At 42.3% G+C, this 24,836-nt stretch carries 27 protein-coding genes; 14 read left to right on the top strand and 13 right to left on the bottom strand.

Translation table 11 applies throughout. The annotated features are described in order from the left end of the window. The first annotated feature begins 85 nt into the window (after nucleotides 1–85). Complete coding sequence (locus CWC02_RS16475) at nucleotides 86–1,303, top strand: BCCT family transporter (RefSeq protein WP_138619401.1); 1,218 nt, start codon at nucleotides 86–88, stop codon at nucleotides 1,301–1,303. An 11-nt stretch (nucleotides 1,304–1,314) separates the two neighbouring features. Further along, nucleotides 1,315–2,022, top strand: coding sequence for a TorF family putative porin (locus tag CWC02_RS16470; RefSeq protein WP_138600250.1), 708 nt, complete (start codon nucleotides 1,315–1,317; stop codon nucleotides 2,020–2,022). A 75-nt stretch (nucleotides 2,023–2,097) separates the two neighbouring features. On the opposite strand, the gene CWC02_RS16465 is transcribed toward CWC02_RS16470, so the two are convergent. Genes CWC02_RS16465 through CWC02_RS16455 form a run of 3 tightly spaced genes read right to left on the bottom strand, consistent with a single transcriptional unit; the run spans nucleotide 2,098 to nucleotide 4,452 of the window. Next, entirely contained in the window at nucleotides 2,098–2,313 is a 216-nt protein-coding gene (locus tag CWC02_RS16465) for a hypothetical protein (protein WP_054554312.1), read from the bottom strand. Nucleotides 2,314–2,361: 48 nt separating this feature from the next. Further along, a complete protein-coding gene (locus CWC02_RS16460; RefSeq protein WP_138619399.1) occupies nucleotides 2,362–3,252 on the bottom strand; it encodes a dienelactone hydrolase family protein in 891 nt (296 codons plus the stop codon). A gap of 48 nt (nucleotides 3,253–3,300) precedes the next feature. Beyond that, nucleotides 3,301–4,452: a hypothetical protein gene (locus CWC02_RS16455; RefSeq protein ID WP_138619397.1), complete on the bottom strand. Its 1,152-nt coding sequence runs from the start codon at nucleotides 4,450–4,452 to the stop codon at nucleotides 3,301–3,303. A 127-nt stretch (nucleotides 4,453–4,579) separates the two neighbouring features. Here CWC02_RS16455 and CWC02_RS16450 point away from each other — a divergent pair, with 127 nt between their 5' ends. Continuing rightward, nucleotides 4,580–5,044, top strand: a complete 465-nt coding sequence (locus CWC02_RS16450; RefSeq protein ID WP_138619395.1) for a MarR family winged helix-turn-helix transcriptional regulator — start codon at nucleotides 4,580–4,582, stop codon at nucleotides 5,042–5,044. 86 nt (nucleotides 5,045–5,130) lie between these two features. Beyond that, nucleotides 5,131–5,880 carry an RIO1 family regulatory kinase/ATPase domain-containing protein gene (locus CWC02_RS16445; protein WP_138619393.1) on the top strand — a complete coding sequence of 250 codons (750 nt, stop codon included), beginning with the start codon at nucleotides 5,131–5,133 and terminating at the stop codon, nucleotides 5,878–5,880. A 32-nt stretch (nucleotides 5,881–5,912) separates the two neighbouring features. On the opposite strand, the gene CWC02_RS16440 is transcribed toward CWC02_RS16445, so the two are convergent. The 7 genes from CWC02_RS16440 to CWC02_RS16410 form a co-directional block, all read right to left on the bottom strand. Beyond that, on the bottom strand, nucleotides 5,913–7,325 hold the full coding sequence (locus CWC02_RS16440; RefSeq protein ID WP_138619391.1) for a family 43 glycosylhydrolase: 1,413 nt from the start codon (nucleotides 7,323–7,325) through the stop codon (nucleotides 5,913–5,915). Between the two features lie 250 nt (nucleotides 7,326–7,575). Beyond that, nucleotides 7,576–8,046: a PA2404 family protein gene (locus tag CWC02_RS16435; protein WP_054562267.1), complete on the bottom strand. Its 471-nt coding sequence runs from the start codon at nucleotides 8,044–8,046 to the stop codon at nucleotides 7,576–7,578. Continuing rightward, nucleotides 8,046–9,197 (bottom strand): PepSY-associated TM helix domain-containing protein, encoded by a 1,152-nt coding sequence (locus CWC02_RS16430; RefSeq protein ID WP_138619389.1) that lies wholly within the window; start codon nucleotides 9,195–9,197, stop codon nucleotides 8,046–8,048. Before CWC02_RS16430 ends, CWC02_RS16435 begins: the two co-directional genes overlap by 1 nt. Nucleotides 9,198–9,297: 100 nt before the next feature. Next, entirely contained in the window at nucleotides 9,298–10,137 is an 840-nt protein-coding gene (locus CWC02_RS16425) for a mechanosensitive ion channel family protein (protein WP_054554320.1), read from the bottom strand. 33 nt (nucleotides 10,138–10,170) lie between these two features. After that, a complete protein-coding gene (locus CWC02_RS16420; RefSeq protein WP_138619387.1) occupies nucleotides 10,171–10,881 on the bottom strand; it encodes an LrgB family protein in 711 nt (236 codons plus the stop codon). Beyond that, a complete protein-coding gene (locus tag CWC02_RS16415) occupies nucleotides 10,871–11,224 on the bottom strand; it encodes a CidA/LrgA family protein (protein ID WP_138619385.1) in 354 nt (117 codons plus the stop codon). Before CWC02_RS16415 ends, CWC02_RS16420 begins: the two co-directional genes overlap by 11 nt. 69 nt (nucleotides 11,225–11,293) lie before the next feature. Further along, nucleotides 11,294–12,085, bottom strand: coding sequence for a crotonase/enoyl-CoA hydratase family protein (locus tag CWC02_RS16410; protein ID WP_138619383.1), 792 nt, complete (start codon nucleotides 12,083–12,085; stop codon nucleotides 11,294–11,296). Nucleotides 12,086–12,343: 258 nt separating this feature from the next. On the opposite strand from CWC02_RS16410, the gene CWC02_RS16405 reads away from it, so the two are divergent. From CWC02_RS16405 to CWC02_RS16385, 5 genes are all read left to right on the top strand, one after another. Continuing rightward, complete coding sequence (locus CWC02_RS16405) at nucleotides 12,344–13,546, top strand: efflux RND transporter periplasmic adaptor subunit (protein ID WP_249364124.1); 1,203 nt, start codon at nucleotides 12,344–12,346, stop codon at nucleotides 13,544–13,546. A gap of 9 nt (nucleotides 13,547–13,555) precedes the next feature. Continuing rightward, on the top strand, nucleotides 13,556–16,669 hold the full coding sequence (locus CWC02_RS16400; protein WP_138619381.1) for an efflux RND transporter permease subunit: 3,114 nt from the start codon (nucleotides 13,556–13,558) through the stop codon (nucleotides 16,667–16,669). A gap of 118 nt (nucleotides 16,670–16,787) precedes the next feature. Beyond that, nucleotides 16,788–17,108: an HI1450 family dsDNA-mimic protein gene (locus CWC02_RS16395; RefSeq protein WP_054554325.1), complete on the top strand. Its 321-nt coding sequence runs from the start codon at nucleotides 16,788–16,790 to the stop codon at nucleotides 17,106–17,108. Nucleotides 17,109–17,167: 59 nt separating this feature from the next. After that, on the top strand, nucleotides 17,168–17,962 hold the full coding sequence (locus CWC02_RS16390) for a DUF481 domain-containing protein (RefSeq protein ID WP_370316364.1): 795 nt from the start codon (nucleotides 17,168–17,170) through the stop codon (nucleotides 17,960–17,962). Nucleotides 17,963–17,976: 14 nt separating this feature from the next. Beyond that, the gene (locus CWC02_RS16385) at nucleotides 17,977–18,441 is read left to right on the top strand and encodes a hypothetical protein (protein ID WP_138619379.1); all 465 of its coding nucleotides are present in this window, start codon (nucleotides 17,977–17,979) and stop codon (nucleotides 18,439–18,441) included. Nucleotides 18,442–18,496: 55 nt separating this feature from the next. Here CWC02_RS16385 and CWC02_RS16380 read toward each other — a convergent pair whose 3' ends face one another. Both CWC02_RS16380 and ygfZ read right to left on the bottom strand, forming a co-directional pair. After that, nucleotides 18,497–18,982 (bottom strand): FKBP-type peptidyl-prolyl cis-trans isomerase, encoded by a 486-nt coding sequence (locus CWC02_RS16380; RefSeq protein WP_054554327.1) that lies wholly within the window; start codon nucleotides 18,980–18,982, stop codon nucleotides 18,497–18,499. A 12-nt stretch (nucleotides 18,983–18,994) separates the two neighbouring features. Further along, nucleotides 18,995–19,906: a tRNA-modifying protein YgfZ gene (gene ygfZ, locus CWC02_RS16375; RefSeq protein WP_138619377.1), complete on the bottom strand. Its 912-nt coding sequence runs from the start codon at nucleotides 19,904–19,906 to the stop codon at nucleotides 18,995–18,997. Nucleotides 19,907–20,026: 120 nt separating this feature from the next. Between ygfZ and CWC02_RS16370 the strand changes: the two genes are divergently transcribed. Beyond that, nucleotides 20,027–20,278 (top strand): FAD assembly factor SdhE, encoded by a 252-nt coding sequence (locus CWC02_RS16370; RefSeq protein WP_054562257.1) that lies wholly within the window; start codon nucleotides 20,027–20,029, stop codon nucleotides 20,276–20,278. Next, complete coding sequence (locus tag CWC02_RS21140) at nucleotides 20,271–20,678, top strand: protein YgfX (RefSeq protein ID WP_235372630.1); 408 nt, start codon at nucleotides 20,271–20,273, stop codon at nucleotides 20,676–20,678. Before CWC02_RS16370 ends, CWC02_RS21140 begins: the two co-directional genes overlap by 8 nt. Here CWC02_RS21140 and nadB read toward each other — a convergent pair. Next, nucleotides 20,653–22,275 (bottom strand): L-aspartate oxidase, encoded by a 1,623-nt coding sequence (nadB, locus tag CWC02_RS16365; protein WP_054554331.1) that lies wholly within the window; start codon nucleotides 22,273–22,275, stop codon nucleotides 20,653–20,655. The genes CWC02_RS21140 and nadB overlap by 26 nt on opposite strands. Nucleotides 22,276–22,668: 393 nt before the next feature. Here nadB and rpoE point away from each other — a divergent pair, with 393 nt between their 5' ends. Genes rpoE through CWC02_RS16350 form a run of 3 tightly spaced genes read left to right on the top strand, consistent with a single transcriptional unit; the run spans nucleotide 22,669 to nucleotide 24,836 of the window. Then, nucleotides 22,669–23,250, top strand: a complete 582-nt coding sequence (gene rpoE, locus CWC02_RS16360) for an RNA polymerase sigma factor RpoE (RefSeq protein ID WP_036969086.1) — start codon at nucleotides 22,669–22,671, stop codon at nucleotides 23,248–23,250. A 1-nt stretch (nucleotide 23,251) separates the two neighbouring features. Continuing rightward, nucleotides 23,252–23,878: a sigma-E factor negative regulatory protein gene (locus CWC02_RS16355; RefSeq protein WP_138600274.1), complete on the top strand. Its 627-nt coding sequence runs from the start codon at nucleotides 23,252–23,254 to the stop codon at nucleotides 23,876–23,878. A 4-nt stretch (nucleotides 23,879–23,882) separates the two neighbouring features. Further along, entirely contained in the window at nucleotides 23,883–24,836 is a 954-nt protein-coding gene (locus tag CWC02_RS16350; RefSeq protein WP_054554333.1) for a MucB/RseB C-terminal domain-containing protein, read from the top strand.

The following is a 24,836-nucleotide window of genomic DNA, read 5'->3' as shown; positions in this document are numbered from 1 at the left end:
ATCACGAGTTGTTTGTGATGCGTTAATGCGAGGAATAAAACTGGAGAAACAATGAAGTATTATTACTTATTTTGGGGGGGTAACTATGACCTTTTGGCTTAGTGCTGGCATCATTTTTACCCTGTTAGCAATTGCGGTTATTTTATTTAAATGGGGTACGGTAAGGTGTGTTGGCGTCACACCGGTTAGAACGTTTACGTTCATTGCAATTTTATTTACATCGGGCCTAGATGTTGGCTTGATTATGTTTCCACTGACAGAGTTTGCAGGTTATGCAGACATAAAAGCAAGCCCAGAGTATGCGTTTGCCAATCCATTAGCCATCGAGTTTGGTTTTTGGGGCTTCTTGATCTGGGGATTTTATTTCCTTACGTGCTTTTATTTCTGTGTAATAGAACCCAAAGTAAAATTTTTTGAAATTGCTTGGGTAAAACTAATAAATAACATAGTTATTATTGGTACATGCGCATTTACTGCATTTTTACTGCTGTCGAATTTACCTTGGTATTTGCCGTCGCTTGGTGATGGTGAGTCAATTATTCCGACATTCTACTTAATGGTGTTTGCAGCGATTTGTTTTGCTGTGTATTCGAGCACAGACATTAAGTATGTACGCTTTTTAAGTATTTCTACTACTTGGTTGTTTATCGCTTTAATCGCATTTATGTGGTTCGGTGCCTTTGTGGGTTCTGATGCACAAACATCAGCATTTGTTGATAACCTTGCGTTAATTGGCAGCTACTTTGGCAATATTCATGAGTTTGTATTACCACTAAATGATTACCATGCCTTCTACCTGTTTTGGTGGTTTGCTTGGAGCATTATGATTGGTCAATTTACTTCGCGCTTTGTGGGTGGTTTAAAAACTTACCAAGTACTGGCAGCTATGTTGATTTTCCCGTCTATTCCAATCGCTATCTGGTTTAGTGTTTTGTATCAATACCATGAAGCGGGTATTGCAACAGCAGGCCTGAAAAACATCGCTATGGTGTTTGTTGGTGTGGTGTTTGTGATCAACTCACTTGATTCTTTGATCCGTTTATACACAGATAACCTAAACTTAACGGTGAAACGTTTAGGTAAATTTAATTATATTGCCTTAAATGTGGTGGCGCTTTCATTGTTAACCCTGCTGTTTAAGTTCGACTTTTTACAGATCCAATGGGTTGGTGCGCTCGTTATTGCATTATTTTTCGGCTGTGCTGCGTTTATTGGCTACAGCAAGTTAAAAACAGTGAAAAATATCGAAGGCTCACCAAAAGACAATAAATTAGATTACACAAAAATAGAAACAGTTAGCTAGGGGAAACCAACATGACAACAAGACAAACAGTATTAGCAGCAGCGTTGCCATTGGCATTACTATCGACATCAGCGATGGCTGACTTATCGACTACGGTTACATTGGCATCAGATTACACCTTCAATGGTGTAAGCCAGACTCAGAATGATCCTGCAATTCAAGGTAGTTTAGATTACGCCTTTGCCGATTCAGGCATGTATGTAGGTACTTGGGCTTCAAATGTAGATTTTGGTGAAGGTACTGACATTGAGTGGGATGCTTATTTTGGTAATTATGTTGAGATAAACGATGCCCTTAGTGTTGATTATGGTATTGCTTATTACTCTTACCATGGTGAAGATTACTCAAGCGACGGTAATTATTTTGAGACTTATGCAAAGTTTGGTTACACCAATAGTCTGGGTTTCACAGAACTTAACTTTTGGTACGCTTGGGATTATTTCGGTACCGATGCTGGACATGTAATTTCTATGCTTGCGCATACCTTTGAAATTGCCCCAAATCATGCAATTCGTGCCAGTTTTGATGTATCTAACTCATTAGATGGCAATAAGTTTGCTTGGGATGGTAATGACAAGTCATACAACCATTATCGTTTAGCCTATCAAACAAGCTTTGCAGGTTTTGATTTTGAGCTTGCTGGCGAAAATACCAGCCTAGACTGGGATACCGCAGACGAGCGTATTGTCGCGTCTATTTCACGTAGCTTTGATTTATAAGTAGCGTTTTATAGTACGGCTTTAATAAAACGGCTAACCTTCGTTAGCCGTTTTTTTATGCTTAGAATATGGGGATTAAATCTCTTCACCTTCGTGTTGCATCGCTAAATCATCAAGCTCTGCAAGGGTGTAATCAAAGCCACTATTATCGACTTCGTAACGTATTTTCACGCCATAACCACCTTGGCAAAGACTCGCAGTGACCTTAGCCACTGACCAATGCTTAAGCTTGTTTAAAAACCGATTGGCGGTTTGCTGTGAGTCAAAGCGATAACTGACTTGCGATTCCATCTCTTTTCTAGCCTAAAATTTTTTCGAGAGTGTATGAAATTGCTCTGTTTAAATCAATTGCTCATTGAAAAACGCCAATGTGCGCTGCCACGACAGCTCCGCCTGTTTTTCATCATAACGAGAGGTAGAGTCGTTATGAAAACCATGATTTGCCTGTTCATACATATGCATAGTGTAAGGCACTTGATGTGCTTTTAAGTCGCTCTCGTATTCTGGCCACGTTGCATTAACGCGTTTATCAAATTCAGCTAAGTGTACAAGTAGCGGGGCTTTGATATTTTGTCTGAGTTCTTTAACGGCTGGAGTGCCGTAATAGGGCACGCCCGCATTGATTAGTTTGCTATCAACGGCTGCTAGGTAGTTAACCATATAACCACCAAAGCAAAAGCCTACCGCACCGAGTTTGCCATTACTATTTGGGTGTCTTTTTATGTATTCAGCTGCGGCAATAAAGTCTTGTTGGATTTTTTGTTTATCCATAGAGCGCTGCATGGCGCGACCTTCATCGTCATTGCCAGGGTAGCCACCAAGAGGGTGTAATGCATCTGGCGCAAAGGCAATAAATCCAGCTTTGGCAAGGCGACGAGCAACATCTTTAATATAAGGGTTTAAACCCCTGTTTTCGTGGATCACTAATACTATTGGGAGCTTGCCGGTTAAATTAGCGGGTTCTACTAAATAACCTTTACCTTCGCCATGTCCTTTAAACGAGTCAAAGGTTTTATAGCTAGCTTTGATATCAGGGTCATTAAAGGACACTTGCTCAGCTAATGCGTAGTTTGGCAGTAAAGCGCTACTTAGCATTGCCATTGAATAACCAAGGGCGACTAAGCCACCTAGCTTTTTCATAAAGGTACGGCGGTCCATCAAGCCATGGGCGTATTCATCGTACCAATCGAAAGCTTCTTGGGGAATGTGATTATGGCGTTGCTCAGTCATACTTATATCCTTTAAAAACGAGTTAGGTTTATAACTTTAGCTGAAATATCAGCGATTAACAGCCAGTTGCTTTGTTTGTATTACCACATCCATAAAGCGGCGCTGCCAAATAGCCTTAAAGGCTTTATTAAATAGGTATAAAAATATTAGCGGCATTAATAACAGCTTTAAAATCAGTAGAGACAAGATATTCAAAAAGTCGATGAATAAGTCTTCGACGGCTGCCACCATGTTGCTAATGCCAGAGCTAACGGTGTCTATAATTTTACTCACTTGCGACGATTGGTCTTGATTGAGTGATGCATTTAAGTTTTCTAGTTGCTCATTTAAGGCGTCTTTGTCTAGGTTTAGCTGTCTTTGCTGGTTTAGTACCGCATTAAACTGCGCTGTTAATTGCTGCTTTTTATCAAGTAATGGCTTGGCTTGTTCAAGCTCAGTAAAGGTCAGTCGCTCAGACAAGCTGCGAGTTGCTTGAATCGCTTCTATTTGGCTATCGACCTCTGTTAGCTTAACTTTGAGTTCTGTCGCTTGCTGGTGGTTCTTAATCTGCTGCTCATTTAATAGAGAGAGCTTGTCGAAGATGGTTTGTTTTTCACTATCGACCTCGGCCTTTAGCTTGGCAGATATGGCCGAGGTATTATTTGCACTGCTATTCACTGTCTCGACTTTCTCGCTCACCAGCTCACTTTGCTGGTTAATTTGCTCATCTAAGAATATCTGGCTGACGAGGCCTGTTGCCAGCACCACCGCAGGCACTAAAAAGCGAATTAAAATCAGGCTTGCCATAATCTTATGACGTAAGTTAGGTAAATAGTTACGCCATTCACAGATAAAGTAAGCGACGACCGAAACAGTAAAAACACCACTAAAAATAACCCCAGAAGAAATGGTGTATAAAATGCGCTGTAAAAATAACGAGCCTATTGCAAGGCGCATAGCATCCGACATGTATTCAGCTAGGTCATTGACTGGGTCGAGTAGTTGTGCAGGTTGAATACTGGCAATACCAATGCCCACTTCGGCTGATTGCAATAGCGATATAGCAGCATTAACTGTACGAGATGAAGCATACACTAGGGTTGATTGTACAAGGGCGCTGTCGATAAAGCGCATAATGAAATGGTTATAATGCTCTAGCCAACAAAGAAGTAGCAGTATTGTAAGAGATAAATACTTGATAATATGTTGTTTAGTTAGCATAACGCCCCCGACAGTTAGTACGCTTCTTCACGCTACACTATTCATAGCCGTTGAAGCAATCTAATAGGATTGAATTATTTTGCCGATTAACTGTCTATGAATTGCTATTCATCGCTTTAGAGGAAATATGAAAGAACCTGCATCAATTGGCCAGTGCTGTATTGAAGATTTAGAACCCGTGCAAGACTTAGGTCGCTTAGCCTCTTATTTACGTTCAAATCTGGTGACTCATCTTGATAATGCGTTAGAGGATAAAGAGCTAACGTCGGCTCAGTATATCGTGGTTGTGCTACTTGCACGCGGTAAAGTAAATACCTTGGCTGAGCTTTGTGAGCACATGGTGTATGACCGTGGTGCCATGAGTCGATTACTTTCTCGTTTAGAAGACAAGGGCTTAGTTGCTAAGAAGCAGTCAGTTGAAGATCGCCGTTCAACTCTTTTATGCCTCACAGAAAAAGGCCAACAGCTCTACCCGGAAATTTTACCCACTGTAAATGATATCTATCGCAAAGCACTCACAGGCTTCTCTGATGATGAGCAAAAGCAACTCGCAAGCTTAATGTTTAGAGCAATTCATAATTTAAAAGCATAAATTTCTCTAAGCGGTACATTGTCGCTGTAGATGCATTTTGATAATATAGTTGCCTAGGCATTTAATTTTAACAAGTCCGGGTTGTTATGTTTGAATCATCTTTGCTTGCGCAGCTTCACGCTCAATTTCCAGCTCATCAATTTAGCCCAGAAGGTTTGTCGGTTGTTCACACAGGCCGCTTTGCCAATGCCATTGTCTATCGTTATAAAGACGCGCAATTTGATCTAATTATTAAAGACTTTCAGCACAGCCCGTGGTGGATGAGAAAAACCATCGCGCCGCTATTTATCAATCAAGAGTACAAGGGGCTGGCACGCCTGCAAGACGTAGACGGAGTGGTCGATAACTTTTGTCGTTTGTCATCAATTGCCATCGCTTATGATTTTATTGAAGGCACGCCACTTCGCCAGCTTGCCTTGCAACAGCAGCATTTACCGGGTGAGTTCTTTAAAGAATTTGAGCGTTTGGTAGCAAAAATGCATCGCCGCGGCGTGGTGCACCTCGACTTACGTAATTTGGGAAATGTGATTTGTTCAAAAGATGGCAAGCCTTATATTATTGATTTTCAGTCAGCGATTCGCTTTGCACGCTTTCCGCGCTGGTTACAGCGTTTTATGCGTGGTGCCGATATGAGTGGGGTTTATAAGGCGTGGCAGAAGTTAGCCAAAGACTCGTTACCGCAAGCAAAGGCGGATTATTTGCACGACTTTAATCATGTGCGTAAGCGTTGGATTTTTAAAGGTTATCCGATTCAACGTGCCTATTTGTGGTGTAGCGGAGCAGTTACTCAGATTCTTAATTCTGAATTTGTTCGCAGTCTTTTAGATAGATTGTAAAAAGCGCGCTTGCACGCGCTTAGTGGGGAGAACTAGTATTTAGGCCAACCGTTTGCATCCCAATTCAGGGTGCTGATGAGCAATTTAGGGGTACCATTATCACCTGCATCATAGGCATGACGAACAATCACATCGGTATTTAAAATGTCTTGTCCACCTGGACCTACCCATTGGCTGTTACCCGCATCAAGAATGCTCCCGCCGCTAGCTAGCATGTCGGTGCCATTTTTATCTAGGTATGGGCCGCGGATGTCACTAGAGCGACCATACGCAATACGGTAAGTACTATTCGTGCCATCACAGCATTTGCCAACTGAAACAAACAAATAGTAATAGCCTTGGCGATACACTATGGTAGGCGCTTCGATGCCACCAGAGCGACTTGCTAAAGAGTAGATTTGACCAAATGGTTTCATGGTTATAGGGTTAATTCGTGTTAGTTTAATACCCGAATTCCATGAACCAAAGGCAAGCCAAGGTGCACCATCTTTTGCCACCACAAGATCAGGGTCAATGGCGTTGTAATCATTGCTATTAGTCGTGTTAATGACTAAACCATCATCACGCCAATCACCGGTTGCTACACTGCTTGCTGATGTAAGGCCAATAGCACTGACACGTGAACCAAAGGTCGAAATCGAATAATAAAGCCAGCTACGACCATTGTAGCTTTTTAATTCAGGCGCCCAGACATCAATTCCATCATGATCTGGCACATAGTTGCTCCACCAGCTTAAACCATTTGAGAAAATTGGTTGCGCATCATTCCAATCTACACCGTTGCTTGAATATTTACCGTAGATACCAGGGCCTGTTTGAAAAACCCACCAAGTGCCATTTTCATAGCCAAGGGTTGGATCGTGGGTGACTAAATTACCTGTAAGTGGCCAGTGATCTGCTGCGCCATTGGTTGTGGATGGATCCCAAGGGGTTGATTCAACATTAGCAAGCTTGGTTAGCTGCCACTGCTGTGCATCGCTGCCGTTGTAGCTCCACTGGCTAATATTTGCGCCATCGTTGCCATTAAAAGCATAAAGGTCGAGTGCCTTACCACTGTGATCGTTAATGAAGCTGTAATAGCCGCTACCTTCATCATTAATTTGCCAGTGTTGGCTGGCAACATCAGCGTACTCATATTGCACCACATTACCGCCATCGGCAGTCGAGAAGTCAAACACTTCGAGGGCTTTACCACTGTTTAAGTTAATAACCGAATAGTTGCTGCCTCCTATGTTGGTGATTAACCAGCGCTGGGTGTCGTGATTAGTGTCAGCCCACTGACTAACATTTGCACCATCGTTGGTTTGCGCGCTGGCTACTTCAACAAATTTAGCACTGTACTTTGATTTAATGGTGTATACGCCATTATCAATCGCATAAGCATTGGGCAGTATGAGTGTTGTTGCCAAGCTGAGTGCAGCTAGGGCTTTTTTTGAAAGTATCATTGTGTCTCCAAATCATTGTTATTGAGCTTTCCTTGTGTGTTCTGCTCCTTGGATGAGTTTTGATCAACACCAATTAATTAAGAGTAATGGTGCAAATGAAAACTATTTATAATACTTTATTATATTATTACCTTTGTAAAGGTGAACGGTAAAGATAATTAACAAAAATTTTACCTTCAACTGTTTTGGAAGGGACTTTAGTGTTTAGCTGAGATACAAAAAAGCCACTCAGTGAGTGGCTTTTCGGATGTTATTGAGTAATAAACTGGCTGGGAATATCCCATTTGAGGGTATGCAGTTGGCCTTGCCAAGTTTGTATTGTGATCCACAGTTTATCATCTGCTGAGATGGATTTAGGAGCTATCGCATGGGCGTGCTGACCATGATTGGTGCCATGCATTATGCCTTCTTCATCTTTAGCAAACTCCGTTAGTGCTAAAGGCGCTTGGCCAATATTTAAATACGCCTGACGAACATTGCTTATGTCACCTTGATTAAAGGCGATAAAGAAATCTTTCACATACTCATTGTGGTGTGAGTACGGGGCATCTTCATTTAGCGGCATCGGGGCGATTTTAAATTCGCCCGCTTGTTGCTCTTGCCAAAGTGCAGGAAACTGAGGGTTTAATGACTGATAAATAAACCATACAGGTAAAGCCAGTACCACAGCATGTAAAACATACTTTTTACGTTGCCACCAAGTTGCTTGTAAACGAGCCATTAGTTTGCCTCCTGAACGTTATTCACTGGCGCTGATTGGCGCGCTTTTACAGGTTTGTTATTTACTAATTTTGCGGCGTACATCATAAAACCAGTGATCGACATACCACTTAAAATCAAACCAAAGATAAACCAAATAACCTTTGTCCACAGACCGCCAATATTACCGTAATGCAGCGGATCGGCGATATGCGAAAGGGTGAGTAATCCCGACATGGTTTCTGGGCTTTTACTTGCTGCAATTTCACCCGTCCAAGGATTGATTGAAGTTGAGTAAGCGTAGTTATCGTAGAAAATAGTATCGCCACTGCCCATGATATTAAACATGCCGCGGTTATGCTCTGGCAGCATCACATAACTAGGTTTGAAATCTGGGAATTTCTCTTTGGTAATAGCCAGTGCCGCTTTTAAATCGGTTGGCGGTGTTTGTTTATTCGCAGGCAAAGTTGAAACCGCCACGAGCGGTGCATGCTCTTCTATGTCTATTTCGTTATGCCACATGATGGCTTGCACTAAATACCACAGGCCTGTGAGTGCCATTACTGCCATAAACCAAATTGACCAAACGCCACTTAGGGTATGTAAATCTTTTAGGAAGGTTTTTTTGCCTTGGTTAAAACGTAGTTTTGGCTGACTAAATGCACGCCAAAAGTTTTTATAAATCACTAAGCCTGTTACTAGTGCACCTAAAATAACAAAAGCCATGGCGCTGACAAGATAGTAACCTACGCTGTAACCCTCTTGCCAAGGGAAGAATAGCCAGCCGTGCAGGGTACGCATAAATTCAATGAATGAGATAGTGTCATTAACCGCTTGTACTTCGCCAGTGTATTGATTGACGTAAGCCACAGCGTAAGGTTTGTCGGTATCAGTGAAAATAACCGCATTTACCAAGTAAGGCTCATAATTGAGTACACTCATTACATCGGCAGTCGGGTAGGCTTTTTCAACGCTATTAATAACTTGATCAACACCAAGTGCTGGTAAATCATTTGGGTTGTTTGCACGTGCTTCACTGTTGGTCAGCCAAGTAAGCTCATGGCTTATCACAGATACAGTGCCTGTGACGCAAATAAAGCAAAATAGCACCCATACTGGGAGCGAAAACCAACCATGTAGTTGGAACCAAAGACGTTTACTCATGGTAAAAATAGCCCGACGTTAATTGATGATAGTAATTGTTATCATTTAAATTGTACTACAATCTTTTGAGTAAACACAATCTCTGTCGACGAGCTGCAAAAAAGGCGCTTTAAGCGCCTTTATCATTAGTTTGGTTGAGGGTAACAATTCGTTGTGGGAAAGGTATTTCGATATCCGCCTCTTGAATTACTTTAAATACATTGCGGTTCACCGCTAATTTAGTCTCAATAATTTTGGTGGTTGGCACCCAAAAGCGATAGCTCAAGGTAACACCGCTCTCAGCAAAGCGCTCGATACCGACTTGTGCATGAGGAGAATCACTAACTAGCTCATGATCGTTTAGCACCTTTTCGATAAGCTCAATTGCAAGGTCTGCATTGGCATCATAAGCGATGTCTATTTCACCTTTAACTAACGAATAGCTAAACGAGTTATGTATAATTTCGCCAACAATATGTTTGTTAGGAATGGTGATTTCGACTTTTTCTTCGTTAATCAGAATAGTGTGACCAAGTTCAATGGTTTTAACTTGTCCACTGACACCTTTTACTTCGATGGTATCGCCAACGACAAAGGGTCTTGTTGCAATGATAGCAAGGCCCGCACCGTAGTTTGAAAGCATGCCTTGCATTGCTAAGCCAGCACCTAGTGATGCGGCACCAATGGCAGCGACAAATGGGGTCACGCTAATGCCAATTTTGCCAAGGGCAATAACTAAGAACATAATGATCAGCAATACTTTGATGACATTGCTGACAAAGTTGGTGAGGGTAATATCGATATTGTGACGCTGCATGAGGCCAGCAACCATGTTCGATACTTTTTGCGCAATCCATAGGCCAATAAATAGAATTAAGATGGCACCTAAAATTTGCATACTATAGGTGACCAAATATTCCATGATTAGATTGTAGTATTTTTCGACTTGTTGTATTTCTGAGTCAATCATGTGTTTTCCTAACAAGGTTACTGCGAATTCTGACTATACCAGAACATGCTGTATTACAGGATAGAGTAGCGGCACGATTATAGCACTGAGCAGCGCACTTAATGCCATCGCCACAGAGGCAAAGGCCCCCGCTTTTGGCTGATCACTAATCAATGATGCTGTGCCAATGGCATGGCAAGCCGTACCAATGGCAACGCCTTTTGCTTGGGCATTGCGAATATTTATCAGCGAGAAAATCAAATTACCAAATATAGCCCCAAGTACGCCAATAAAAATCACCATGGCTGCCGCCAAAGAAGGTATGCCGCCTAGTGACTCAGTTACTAACAAGGTGATGGGGGTTGTTACAGATAAACTTGCTAAAGATGCGCTTAACTGTGCTGGGGCTGCAAAAAAATAACAAATAAGCGACGCGACAAAGGTGGCATTGATCACCCCTAAACTACAACTTATGAGAATTAGCAGCAGGTTCTTTTTGACATGGATAAATTGCTGATAAAGCGGTAAAGCCAATGCCACAATGGCAGGCTCAAGCAACCAGCTTAGGACTTTACTGTGCTCGGCAAAAGGCTCATAGGGGAGCTTAAGTGCCACTAACAAGGCTGCAATTAACACAATTGCCCAGCACACAGGGTTACTAAGCGCTTTAGCAGTGGCATGCTGGGTTTTCGCGTTTAAAAATCGCAGTACTAAGAAAAGTACAATAATAAGCGGGACGCTGAGCCACCATAAACTAACTGTCATTTTCACGGCCCTTAAAATAGGCGATAACAGCGCCTATGATTAAAACACTACTCAGCGGCACGACTATAAAAATAGTCAGTAATAAAGGCCAGTTCTGTGAAATTAAACCCAGATGTTCAATAATACCAACCCCTGCAGGGATGAAAAACAACGGCATGTAATTAAGTAAAGGGCTGGCTGTTGGTTTTAAATGCTGTTCTTTAACGAGGCCTGTTAACAGTAGCACGAGCAGTAACACCATACCGAGTAATGGAGCAGGGAATGAGCTTTCAAGCAAAGCCGTTAAAAACTTTGCAACGGCTAAGCAGGTAAGAATAATAACGCTACTGATAAGGTATTTCATAAGTCAGGATAATTGCGAATAAAGTACAACTACATCATACCCTTGTCAGTTGTACTATGCGACTTTAGCTTACCATGATTTGGCATTATTAAACTTGATATCCTCTGCGCCTTTCGCTTTTGCAATCGCTTTTTTAGTATTTGGATTCATCAGTAAGCGAATTTGACTCCAGGTTTCTTTAGCGAGAATCTTGCGCTGCTGTGAGCGAAAGCTTTGCTGTGTGATTCGTTTAATTGCAGCAAGGGTATCCGGCGAGCGCGCCATGAGGGTTTCTAGTACAGCATCGGTTTGTTTATCAACGTCATCAGTAAGTTGTGTAACTAAGCCATATTCTTTAGCGTCTTCAGCTGAGACAGGCCCTGCATGACTTGCCAACCAAAGTGCTTGGTCACGCTTCATTAAACCTGCAAGCACCACGTTAGCCCCCATATCAGGGCATAAGCCCCACCGGGCTTCCATGATCGCTAATTTAGCGTTTTTATCGACGATGCGATAATCAGCGCCGAGTGCGATTTGCATACCGCCACCAAAGCAGTGTCCGGTTACTTTTGCTATCACCGGAATACTTATGTCTTGCCAACCTAGCACCACTTTTTGCGCTAGATTTTGGTTTCCTGGTAACCATTTGAATAAAAGCTTGATGATATTGCTTGGCTTTTTCATCACTGCAGCAACATCCAGTCCAGAGCAAAAATGTTCGCCTTCGCCAGAGATAACCACTGCACGTAAGCTGCGATCACGTTTAATTTCTTTGATTACGTTTGAAAGCTCAACGAACATAGCAAAACTGAGTGCATTTTGTTTCTCGGGACGAGCAAGGCTAACCCATGCGACTTGTTGTTTTATTTCTAGTTTTATCATGGTAACTCCTCTGACCTGTTTGTTAGAGCTTACGAGTTAATTACATCTAAGTAAAGAATTGCTGATGTGTCGCAAGTAATCATTAAATTTTCCAAAAATGGGTAACCTTGTCATATATTTAGTTACAAATTGGTGTATATTTTTAAAACAAAGGTGCTAGTTCGCAGCTAGCTTTGTTTTGTGATTAGTTAGATACTTTCGCAAAATCTCATGACACGACTAGACTTAGTTTTAAGTCGCGCTACTAGGAGTAAATATATGCTGATGGGCAAAACAGCTCGCATAACTAAACAATCATCTCGTTCTTTGGCTTTTGCTGCAATTTCTGTCGCATTAACAACCACATTAGTTGGCTGTTCAGATGATAAAGCACAACAACAAACTACGCCGCCACCGGCCGTATCAGTATTTAATGTCGTCACACAGGAAGTTGGTAATTACCGAGAGTTTGTCGCGCGTACTGAAGCATTCCAAGAGGTTGCTATTAGAGCCCGAGTTGAGGGTGAACTCATTGAACGCCACTTTAATGAAGGCTCATCGGTTGAGAAAGATCAGCTTTTATTACGTATTGACCCATCTGAGTATCGCTCAACTGTTGCAGAAGTTGAAGCTGATTTAAAAAGTAAAATTGCCGCAGCGGGCGCCGCTGAAAGAGATTTAAAACGTGGTAAAGATGTGGCTGCGCAAGGTTTTATTTCACAATCAGACCTCGATAAACTCACCACAAATTTTGAACAGGCTACAGCAGCTGTAAAAGCCGCGGAAGCTGAGCTTGAAAAAGCAAAACTTAATTTAAGCTATACTGAGATACGCGCACCGTTTGCAGGGCGCATCGGTAAAGTGAACTATGATGTGGGTAATATTGTTGGGCCATCATCCAATGAGCTTGCAGAGCTGACCGATGTTGACCCAATTTATGTAAGTTTTCAGGTTGAAGAAGCTGACTACATCTCTTATCGCCAAAATAATCAAGCACCTTCAGATAAAGACCCTCGTGATGTGCCTATCGACTTAACTTTGCGTTTACCAAACAACTCAACTTTTGCTGATAAAGGCGAACTTGATTTTGCAGATACCAAAATTAACCGCAATACAGGCACGGTTGAGCTAAGAGCCGCTTTTGATAACCCTGATGGCATCGTTATGCCGGGTCTATTCGTCACTTTAATCGTTGAAAGTACGAATAAACAAAACTTGGCACTCATTCCTCAAGTTGCAGTGCAAGAAAACCAGCAAGGTAAGTTTGTGCTCGTTGTTGATGACGAAAACAAAGTGGCTATGCGGATTGTTAAGCTGGGTCGTCGTATTAATGCAATGTGGGTGGTTGAGTCTGGTTTAGAGGCGGGTGAAAAAGTCATTATTGAAGGTTTACAAAAGGTACGCCAAGGCGCTGAAGTGAAAGCTGTTGAAAAAAATGTCGATGAAACAACCGGCACTATTTCTAGCAAAGCTAACTCTTAGGAGTGAGATATGATCAGTAAAACCTTTATATCTCGCCCAAAATTTGCCTTGGTAATTTCGATTGTTATTACCATTGCGGGTTTAATTTCAATGGCTTTGCTGCCAGTGAATATGTACCCGCAAATAACCCCTCCGCAAGTACAAATTAGTGCTAGTTACCCAGGTGCAAGTGCGCAAATTGTCGAAGAGTCGGTGATCCGGCCCATAGAAGAGCAGGTTAATGGTGTTGAAGATATGATGTATATCGAATCAACATCGTCTAACAATGGCACGGCAAGTATCACTGTGTATTTTAAAGTCGGCACAGACACAGATATAGCCCAAGTTAACGTACAAAACCGTGTGGCACTTGCAGAAGCTGGGTTACCTGAAGAGGTTAAACGCCAAGGTGTGTCGGTTAAGAAAAAGTCGAGTTCGATGCTTCTCGGTATCAACTTGTACTCGAATCAAGAAAATATCGACGCTATTTTCTTAAGCAACTATGCAACCAACTACTTAACCGAGCCACTTGGCCGTATTAATGGGGTTGCCTCTGCTGAAGTAATGGGGGAACAAACCTATTCAATGCGTTTATGGTTACGCCCAGATCGAATGGCTTCACTGGGTTTAACTGTGTCAGAAGTTCAAGCAGCGCTGCAAGAGCAAAATACCATCGTAGCAGCAGGTAAACTCGGTGCTGCACCCTCTGCACCGAGCCAGCAATTTGAATATTCGATTCAGGCAAAAGGGCGTTTAAAAACCCCTGAAGAGTTTGGCCAAACCATTATCCGCTCGAGCAAAGATGGTAACTTTGTGCGCTTAAATGATATTGCCCGTATTGAATTAGGTGCAGCAAGCTACAGCACAACAGCAAAATTAAACCAGCAAGACACTGCATTCATCGTTATTTATCAGCTAACAGAAGCGAATGCGACGCAAGTAGCTGCTGATGTAAAAGCCCGTATGGCAGAGCTGGCTAAACAGCTACCTGATGGTGTTGAGTACTCAATTCCTTATGACACCACAGAGTTCATCAATCGCTCGATTGATGAAGTGGTTGTCACCCTTGTCCAAGCGGTTGGCTTGGTTATTTTAGTGGTGTTTTTATTCTTACAAAATTGGCGCGCTACGCTCATTCCAACGGTGGCTATTCCGGTATCTTTGGTGGGGACTTTCGCGTTTATGATGATGATGGATTACTCCATCAACTTAATCACCTTGTTTGGTTTAGTACTTGCAATCGGTATTGTGGTCGATGATGCCATTATCGTTATTGAAAACGTTGAGCGAATACTAAAAGAAGAAAAGCTGCCAATTAAAGAAGCGGTTACCAAAGCGATGGAGCAGGTATCGGGGCCAATCGTGGCAACGACCTTAGTATTACTTGCGGTGTTTGTGCCAGTAGGCTTTATGCCGGGAATAACTGGGGAGCTTTATAAACAGTTCTCGGTGACGATTTCATTTGCGGTACTCATTTCATCTTTAAATGCACTGACTTTAAGCCCTGCATTGTGTGCTTTATTGTTAAATGAAAAAGCCATGAAGCCGATTAAATGGTTAGCCCCATTCGAAAATATCATTACTCGTTCGACCAATGGCTACAGTAAAGTTATTAACTTTATCCTCAAACGTACCGCGAGAATGGCATTGTTTGCGGTGGTTATTTTTGCGGCTGCAGGTTGGCTAGTAAAAACAGTGCCTACAGGCTTTGTACCAGCAGAAGACCAAGGCTTTCTTTTTGTTGATGTGCAATTACCAGATGCGGCAGCTAGCGGTCGTACCCAAGATGTAATGCATAAGCTGGGCGAGATTGTAAGAAATGAACCAGCGGCAACTGACTTTATTGCGGTTTCTGGCTTTTCATTACTCGGTGGTGCGGGTTCTAATAATGCGCTTGGTATTGTGGTACTCAAGGATTGGGAAGAGCGTACCAGCCCAGAGCTTGGCTTACGTGCAGTACTAACGCGCCTGATGGGGCAGTTCTGGGCGATGCCAGATGCGCAAATCATGGCCTTTAATCCGCCTTCAATACCTGGACTTGGCACAAGCGCAGGCTTTGAGTTTAGGTTACAAGACAGTGAAGGACGCGAGCCTGCTGAACTTGCACAAGTGTTAAATGGCTTAATTTATGAAGCGAACCAGCGTCCAGAGCTGTCAAATGTTTACAGTACATTTAGAGCAAATGTGCCACAGTATTTCCTTGAAATTGACCGTAATAAGGCAAAAGCTCAAGGGGTGGCGCTTAGCGATATTTTCTTAACCTTGCAGGCGCAACTTGGCTCGTTATACATAAATGACTTTAACCAATTTAGCCGTACTTACCGCGTTATCATGCAGGCGGAAAGCCGTTTTCGTCAAAACCCTGCAGACTTACAGTACTACTATGTACGTAATGATGAGGGAGCAATGGTGCCGCTCACTACATTGGCTAAGCTGGAGCCAATTTTAGGCCCTACAAGCTTAACGCACTTTAACTTATATCGTAGTGCAAGCATTAGCGGACAACCTGCAGCAGGTTATGCCAGTGGTGATGCCATTAAAGCAATGCAAGAGCTAGCTGAGCAATTACCTACAGGCTATGTGTATGAGTGGGCTGGGCAGTCTAAACAAGAGATTGAAGCGGGTAATATGGCGCCAATCTTATTTGGCTTAGCGGTGGTATTTGTGTATCTATTCTTGGTTGCGCAATACGAAAGCTGGACAATTCCGTTTTCGGTCATTGCAGCGGTACCGTTGGCGTTATTTGGTGCCATGCTTGCGCTGTATGTGATTGGTATGGAAAACAACATCTATGCGCAGGTTGGTTTAGTGTTACTGATTGGCCTATCCACCAAAACCGCTATTTTGATTGTCGAATTTGCTATGGAAGAGCGTGCGGCAGGTAAAGGTATTTTTGAAGCGGCTCTTAATGCGGCAAGATTACGCTTTAGGGCCGTATTGATGACGGCATTGTCGTTTGTACTTGGCGTATTACCGCTGGTGTTTGCAAGTGGCGCAGGGGCTGGCAGTCGAATATCGCTCGGTATTACCGTGTTATTCGGGATGTTAGCTGCAACCATTTTTGGCACCTTGCTTGTTCCGCTATTTTATACGCTCGTGCAATCAATGCGCGAAAAGATAAAAGGCACAGCAAGTGCGGAGTAAAATCTGTTATTAATTACAAAAAAGTCAGGGCAACCTGGCTTTTTTTTTGGTAAAACTCAAAAGAGGTTTGTTATCATAGCCAGATTCAAAGCGATACACATGTGCAGAGGTTTAAGGAATGGCTGGTCCACGCTTATACAGTGAAGAAGAAGTAACTCATCAGGCTTATGATATCTTTTTAGAGTTAGCACCTGATAATTTAAGCGAGCAAGATATTGCTGATTTTAACGAGCACAGAGAAGAGCTTGGCTTTATTGAAGAAGGTGAGCCTGACGAGCAGTGGCAAGATTTTGTTGCACTAGAAATTGAACCTGAGCTATTTGTGCAAGTCTTAGTAGGACTTGAATTCGACAATCAAGATATCTTGTTTGCGAAAATTTTAATTAGCCGAGACAAAGATGCACCGTTTTGCCACATTCTTTGGAAAGATAGCGAATAACTCTCCAGCCGATGTTTGACTCTACTTTTAGTTGTTTTAATTCAATAAAACGAATTATTTTGCCCGCCCTACTAGTTTGCAGTTGGCAGGCTTTTGCTGTTGATCCGTTTGAAGACTTTCATGAGTACGGGCAATTATCAGAAGAAGAAATCCATAAAATTCATAAAGGCGAGTTGCTGTACGGAGATATGGAGTTTGGTTTTATGGTAAGCCGCGGTAATACCAACTCAACTAGTTTCAAACTTAAAGGTAACCTTTACCAAGATTTCGAAAAGTGGCGTAACCAATTTAAGCTCGATACTTTATACAAACGTGACCGTAATGAAGAAACCGGTGATGAAGAAGTTTCTGCTGACCGTATTTTTGTATCAGGCCAAGGTAACTATAAGCTAAATGTGAAAAATGAGTCATTTTTCATTTACGGTGACTACGAGCGAGATAAGTTTAGTGGTCTAGAGTTTAAGAGCACCATAGCGACGGGTTACGGTAACCGCATTTACCAAGGCAGTAAGAATAAAGTCGATATCGATGTGGGCCCTGGTTTATACCGCTCGGTGGCTGATCAAGAGACTGCAACAGAAGAAGATGAAACAAAAACCGGTTACCTGCTTCGTTTAGCGCTGCAGTGGGAGCGTACGGTTTCTGCTCGCACTCGCTTTAATCAAGATGTCAGTTATGAACAATCATTGTCAGGGTTAAACTCGCGTTTAAAATCAGAAACATCCCTGATCAGCAAAATTATGGGTGATGTGTCACTCAAATTTACCTACATGTATCGCTATAACTCAAAACCAGAGGAAGATAAGCTCAAGTACGATTCTGAGCTGAGTGCAACCTTTGTTTATAGCTTTTAAGAGAATACTTCAGAATGTATCAACATAAACAGTACGCTATTTTTATTTTTGTTATCTTAGGCTGGATTGGCGCCTTCATCGCCTTAGCTTGGAACTTAATTGGTGCAGATATTCCTCTTATGGTGTTTAGCGCTATCTTAGTGCTGGTGGCTTTTTTGTTTCATGGCTTAACCATTAAGGTGAGCGATAAAACACTAAGCTGGGCATTCGGTCCGGGTGTATTTGGAAAAACCGTGACTTTTGATGAGATTGAATCTGTTCGGGCTGTGAGTAATTCTTTTCGACATGGTATTGGTCTGCGTATCACGCATGATGGCTGGGTTTACAGTGTATCTGGATTTAGTGCTGTTGAATTGGCGATGAAAGACGGTACGCACTATCGCTTAGGAACCAATGACCAAGAAGGTTTACTTGCTGCGCTTAGAGAGCATATTGCTGAACCAGAGCCTGCTCTAGATGCTCAGAAAACTGTTGCATAAGCACAAATTTGAGATATAAGAAAAGCGCCAGTGGCGCTTTTTTTATAGTAATGGTTTAGTGGCTGTGACCACAACCACCTTCACCGTGCACATGACCATGTGCTAATTCTTCTTCAGTTGCATCGCGTACTTCAAGTACTTCAACATCAAAATGAAGGGTAATACCTGAAAGTGGGTGGTTACCATCGACAATAACGTCTTCGTCTTGAATTTCGATGATCATCACTGATTGGTCGCCAGCGTCAGTCGTAGCGCGGAACTGCATACCCACTTCAATTTCCATACCTTCAAACATTGATTTTGGTACTGCTTGCATTAGGTCATCGTGACGCTCACCATAGCCTTGCTCTGGCTCAACAGTTACGCTGAATGTGTCGCCCGCTTCTTTACCTAATAGCGCATTTTCGAGGCCTGGAATTAAGAAACCCGTGCCAACGATAAACACCAGTGGCTCGCCATCGAAAGAGTTGTCGATGGTGTTTTTGTTATTATCCAATACTGAATAATGCATTTTTACCACTTTGTTTGCTGCTACGATCATAGTCATTCCTATTTATTCATCTTCGAGAGAGTAAGGCAGAGCTTGAATAGATAACTCTACCTGAGGGAGGTGTTTAGCTCGCAAAATTTGGCCTGCTTCATTATCGTTCGGAAGCACAACAAGGCCCATTAAGGTTTGCGTTTGTTGATTATAACTTTGGCTAATAAGCTTGCCAGCACGGCGCCAGTTTTCGCCCAGTTGGGTTTCAAGTTCTAGCTCATCAAGCAAGCCTTCAGCTTTGCCCGAAACTATATACATAGCACGTTTATTTTTGCCTAGGTATTTCATACGGGCGACAGTTTCTTGCCCTGTGTAGCAACCTTTTCTGAAACTGATACCACCAAGCGCTTGCAAGTTAACCATTTGCGGTACGTATTCGCCAATAGCGTCGCTGTTTAATGACGGCTCGCCTGCGGCAATAGCTGCCTGTTGCCATAACGCGTCATCATCAAGGGCTGTTATGTCATCAGGTAAGCTAAATTCTTCGTTGACCATAAGCAATACGCGGTTATCTGCAAGCTTTAACGCTTTACCGCCAGCAAAATCGACAGCGTTGTGCTCGTCGTCAAAATTAATTGCTAAGGTTTCTAGTGTCGCTGTTAGGTCATCACCTAGTAAGCCAATTAGCGGTTTTTCAGATTGCTGAATTTCTACTTGCGAAAAAACGGCGTATTTTTTTAACTCGACTAGCGATTGCTCTACCTCAGGTTTTGAGCCCGCAAGGTAATAGCTATCAAGGTGTGAAAACAACCTAAATACACCCCAAAGCTTGCCTTTTGCATTACAGTGGCCAGCCCAAAGGAAGTTATCATCAGTTAATTTGTTGATATCTTGCGTAATTTGTCCGTGAAGGTAAGACAACTTATCTTTGCCAGTTAGGCTGATAAGTGAATAAGATAAAGGACATGCGTAAACAGTCGACATAAAAACCTTCTTTACGATATGAATGAGCGCTAATGATAACTTAGTTAGGGTAGCAATTTAAATAGCTGTTTATTCGATAGCAATTTGGTAAACTGCAGACAAATAAGTACGAGGTTTAAAATGACTGAAATTCACAGTAAAGAACGTATTCGTTGGGCATGCCGTCGCGGTATGTTAGAACTAGATGTTTTATTTATGCCATTCGTTGAAGAAGCGTTTGACTCACTATCAAAAGAACAGCAAGCCGTTTTTCAACGCTTACTTGAGTGCGATGATCCTGATTTATTTGCCTGGTTCATGGGTCATGAAGAGTGTAAAGACCCAGAGCTTAACGGTATGGTCGCGTTAATTTTAGACCGAGTTCGTGTATAGATTTACCGTTACAAATAACACCCCCGACCACAAACCCTTTGTGGTCTTTTTTTGCTTAACAGCCATCACTTTATGCTTTGTTTACCAGCATGTTTTCGCTCAGCTGTTGGCTTGTTTAGCGTGCTTCTTCTTAGCCATTCTTAGTTTTAAAAAAGTCCAACAAGCACAGCCTGAAAAGGGTTTTATAATTTTAGAGCAAGCAGAGCTTAGATTTGTAAACGACAAACTTAAAATTCAAGGCCAGATAACAGCTAAAAGTTATGTGTTTGCTAATTTTGTAGTGCTGAGGTTGGCTGGGTTTTATCAATCACACTGGCTGATTATAAGCTCAGCCAGTGTTGATGAAGAAAGTTTCTCGCGCTTAAAGCGTGCAATTATTGCAGTGCAGCAACCGACTTAGGCGTTAAAATTGTCGGTGTTGGATTTTCGTTTTGCTCTGGGTAATCAATCGTGTAATGAAGACCACGACTTTCTTTACGCTCAAGGGCGCTGCGAATAATAAGCTCTGCAACCTGTACTAGGTTTCGAAGTTCTAATAAGTTATTTGTCACCCTAAAGTTTGCGTAATAGTCGTGAATTTCTTGCTGCAGTAATTCAACGCGGTGAAGCGCACGTTCTAAACGTTTTGTTGAGCGTACAATACCCACGTAATCCCACATAAATAACCTTAGCTCATGCCAGTTGTGGGTAATAACGATTTCTTCGTCTGAGTTAGTTACGCGACTTTCATCCCATAATGGTAAGGCTTCAAGGGCAGGGCTTGCATCGATTTTGCTCAGAATATCTTTCGCGGCAGCATGGGCAAATACAATGCACTCAAGTAGAGAGTTGCTCGCCATACGATTAGCACCGTGTAAGCCTGTGTAAGCTACTTCGCCAACCGCATATAAGTTATCTAAATCTGTACGGCCATTAAAGTCGGTCATAACACCGCCGCAGGTATAGTGTGCAGCAGGCACCACAGGAATGGCTTCTTTGGTAATGTCGAGGCCAACACTTAAGCATTTTGCGTAGATAGTTGGGAAGTGCTCAATGATAAAATCTTTATCTTTGTGGCTAATATCAAGGTACACACAGTTCGCACCAAGGCGTTTCATTTCAAAATCGATGGCACGAGCAACAATATCGCGAGGGGCAAGTTCTTCGCGCTCATCAAAGTCTTTCATAAAGCGAGTGCCATCAGGGCGTTTTAAATACGCACCTTCACCGCGCATAGCTTCTGTGATCAAAAAGTTTTGCAGCTCTGGGTGATACAAACTTGTTGGGTGGAATTGGTTAAATTCCATATTGGCTACACGGCACCCCGCACGCCATGCCATTGCGATACCATCACCACTCGATACATCAGGGTTGGAAGTATATAAATATACTTTACTTGCGCCGCCTGTTGCCAGTGATACGAACTTGGCAGCGATAGTTTCAACTTTTTTATCTACACAATTCCAGACGTATAAGCCGTGAACATGCTTGCCTTTTTTAGCTAAGCTTTTATCTGTGATTAAATCAATGGCATTGTAATTTTCTAACAGGGTGATGTTAGGGTGTGCTTGTACTTGGCTAATTAAGGTTGTTTGCACTGCTCGCCCTGTGGCATCGGCGGCATGTAAAATACGACGATGACTATGACCACCTTCGCGAGTTAAATGAAAACGCTCTTTACCTTTTGAATCGAACTCCATATCAAAAGGTACGCCTTGCTCAATAAGCCATTTTAAACATTTTTTAGCATTGCTCGCTGTGTAGTGAACCGCATCACGGTCACATAATCCGCCGCCTGCATCGAGAGTATCTTCAACATGAGATTCAATGCTGTCATTCTTTTTATCAAATACTGCTGCAATACCACCTTGAGCATATAAGGTAGAACCCTCAGTTAATGCGCCTTTACTAAGTACTGTCACCTTACAGTGATTAGCAAGCGATAAGGCAAGAGATAGGCCAGCGGCGCCGCTGCCAATGATAGCGACATCAGTAATGTGATGTTTATTTTGGTTCATGTCTGTGGTCTTTGCGGTTACAATGCTCGGCTAGTAGTGCCAAAAGTTTGAGCAAATAAATTTTTATGTGGTATACGTATATGTACCATATTTGCTTTAACACTATTAGTCATTTTAATACGTTATACCAATCTTATTAGTTTTATCGTCACATAAACAGTTTATTGTTAGCTGTTTTAAATTGTGAGTTTAATTTAGATAACCGTTGATTCTTAAGCAGTTATTGAGGTTGTCGTGTAATAAGATTGGTATGACTCAATTTATTTGCGTGCTATTTTATAAAAAAATCATTTTAAACTGAACTTTTATATTCATGGTGCAGTCAGAGTTTGTGTAAACAATGGCGAGTATATGAATAGCAAGCAAGAATCAAACAGAGGAGTACCGGCTCGAATGAGCGAGCAGGATTTGGATTTAGCGCTAGTTAAAAGGGTCCAGCAAGGAGATAAAAACGCCTTCAACCTATTAGTTAGAAAATATCAGAATAAAATTGCAGGTTTGATTTCACGTTATGTATCGAACCAAGGTGATGTTGCTGATGTCGCACAAGAAGCTTTTATTAAAGCCTACCGTGCTTTACCTAACTTTAGAGGTGATAGCGCCTTTTATACTTGGTTGTACCGTATCGCCGTAAATTGTGCTAAAAATTACTTAGTTGCGCAGGGTCGCAAACCCCCAGCTAACGATGTTGATGCCGAAGAAGCAGAATTTTATGACAGTGCAGATGCAATGCGTTCAAACGCATCGCCAGAAAACCTGTTATTAAGTGACGAAGTACGTGCTGTAATTTTTAATACGATTGATAGTTTGCCTGAAGATCTAAAAACCGCGATTACCCTTCGTGAAATTGAAGGTATGAGCTATGAAGAAATAGCCGTGGTTATGGATTGCCCTGTGGGAACGGTGCGTTCACGTATTTTCCGTGCCCGTGAGGCGATTGATAATAAATTGAATCCATTAATAGGTGAGTCTTAGTATGACAAAAGCAGACGTTAACAAGTTGGATAATGAGCAGTTGTCCGCGTTACTTGACGGCGAGCAGCAGTTAACTGATCAAGCGATCACAAACGACGATGTGTCTACATTTGGTCGTTACGCAATGATTGGTGATGTAATGCGTGCTGAGGCAAATAACAACGCTTTTAATTTTGACATTGCAGATGCAGTGGCTGAATCACTAGAGCAAGAACCTGTTTACGCAGATTTCGCGAATAAAACAACGGCACCAAAAAGCGAAGAAATCGTGGCGGCAACAGGCACTGATAACGTAGTAGCATTTAATTGGCGTCGTCCATTTGCCCAAGTGGCCATTGCTGCTAGTGTTGCCATGTTTGCTATTGTGGGCGTACAAACTTTGCCACAAAACAGTGAAGTGCCACAAAATGACATCCCAACATTACAAACTGTACCATTAACCGGTATGGCCTCTCCTGTTAGTTACTCATCTGAGCAACCTGCATTAGAAAATGCAGAGCAAGGTTTACGTGAGTTACAACAACAGCGTATTGGTGCATTAGTGCTTGAGCACCAACGTCAAGCACGTGTTGCATATTCGCTAGAAAAATCGCAAACTGCAGAAAATGCAGACGAGGAAAAAAACTAATTAAATGAAAGTTTTTACTTTTATTTTGTCGCTGGTATTAACGGCTCCAGCCATTGCCAGCGACGAAAATCCCGCCAAGACTTTATTAAATGATATGGCTATGGCCGTTCATACTCGCAACTTTGACGCATCATTTGTGGTTGTAAAAGGCCAAGCCATGGAACCCTATCGCTGGTTACATGCAAAACAAGGCGATATTGAGCTTGAGCATTTAAGTTTACTCAACGGCGCTGGCCTAGAAATGGTGCGCGTTGATGATCAAGTGACCTATTTTGAGCCTCATTCTGAGCCTTATTCAGTGAAAACAGACTCTATAGCCGGGCCAATTCCTGAAGTGCTTTTTAAAGATATCAATCGGCTAAGCGCTCACTATGATTTTGTGCTTGGCGGAAAAGGCCGTATTGCAGGGCGCTCAGCACAGTTAGTGCGTATCGAATCAAAAGATGAATACAAATATAACTATTGGATTTGGCTAGATACTGAGTCATCGTTGTTGCTTAAATCTGCCTATGTGAATCACAAAGGTGAAATGCTTGAGCAGTTACAGTTAACTCATATCAGCGTAACAGAGCAGCCAGCACCTATGTTAGTTGAAATGCAAAACCGTGACTTTCCTGCGGTGTTGGCGACTAACGATTTAGCCAGCGATGGTGACGGCGCAGCGAATGATTGGAAAATTGGTTGGCTCCCTGATGGCTTTAAGTTATTAAAGTCAGATCGCCATAAACTTGATTTAAATAATGAACTTGCTGACTATTATTTATATTCAGATGGGTTTGTTGAAGTGTCTGTTTTTATTCAAAGACCGTTACCTGGAAAGCGTGCAAGCGGCGCTTTAACCTCAGGTGCAACGACTGTGTATGTGCACAATGGTGGTAGCTTTGATGTATCGGTTGTTGGTAATATCCCAGCTATGACAGCCAAAGCTATAGCTGAGTCGGTAGCGCGACCTCTTTAA

Origin of the sequence: Pseudoalteromonas sp. S2721 (assembly GCF_005887425.1) — a bacterium.
GTDB classification, from domain to species: Bacteria; Pseudomonadota; Gammaproteobacteria; order Enterobacterales; family Alteromonadaceae; genus Pseudoalteromonas; species Pseudoalteromonas simplex.
The sequence above is the reverse complement of the archived record's forward strand: the minus strand, read 5'-3'. Positions and strand labels throughout refer to the sequence as shown.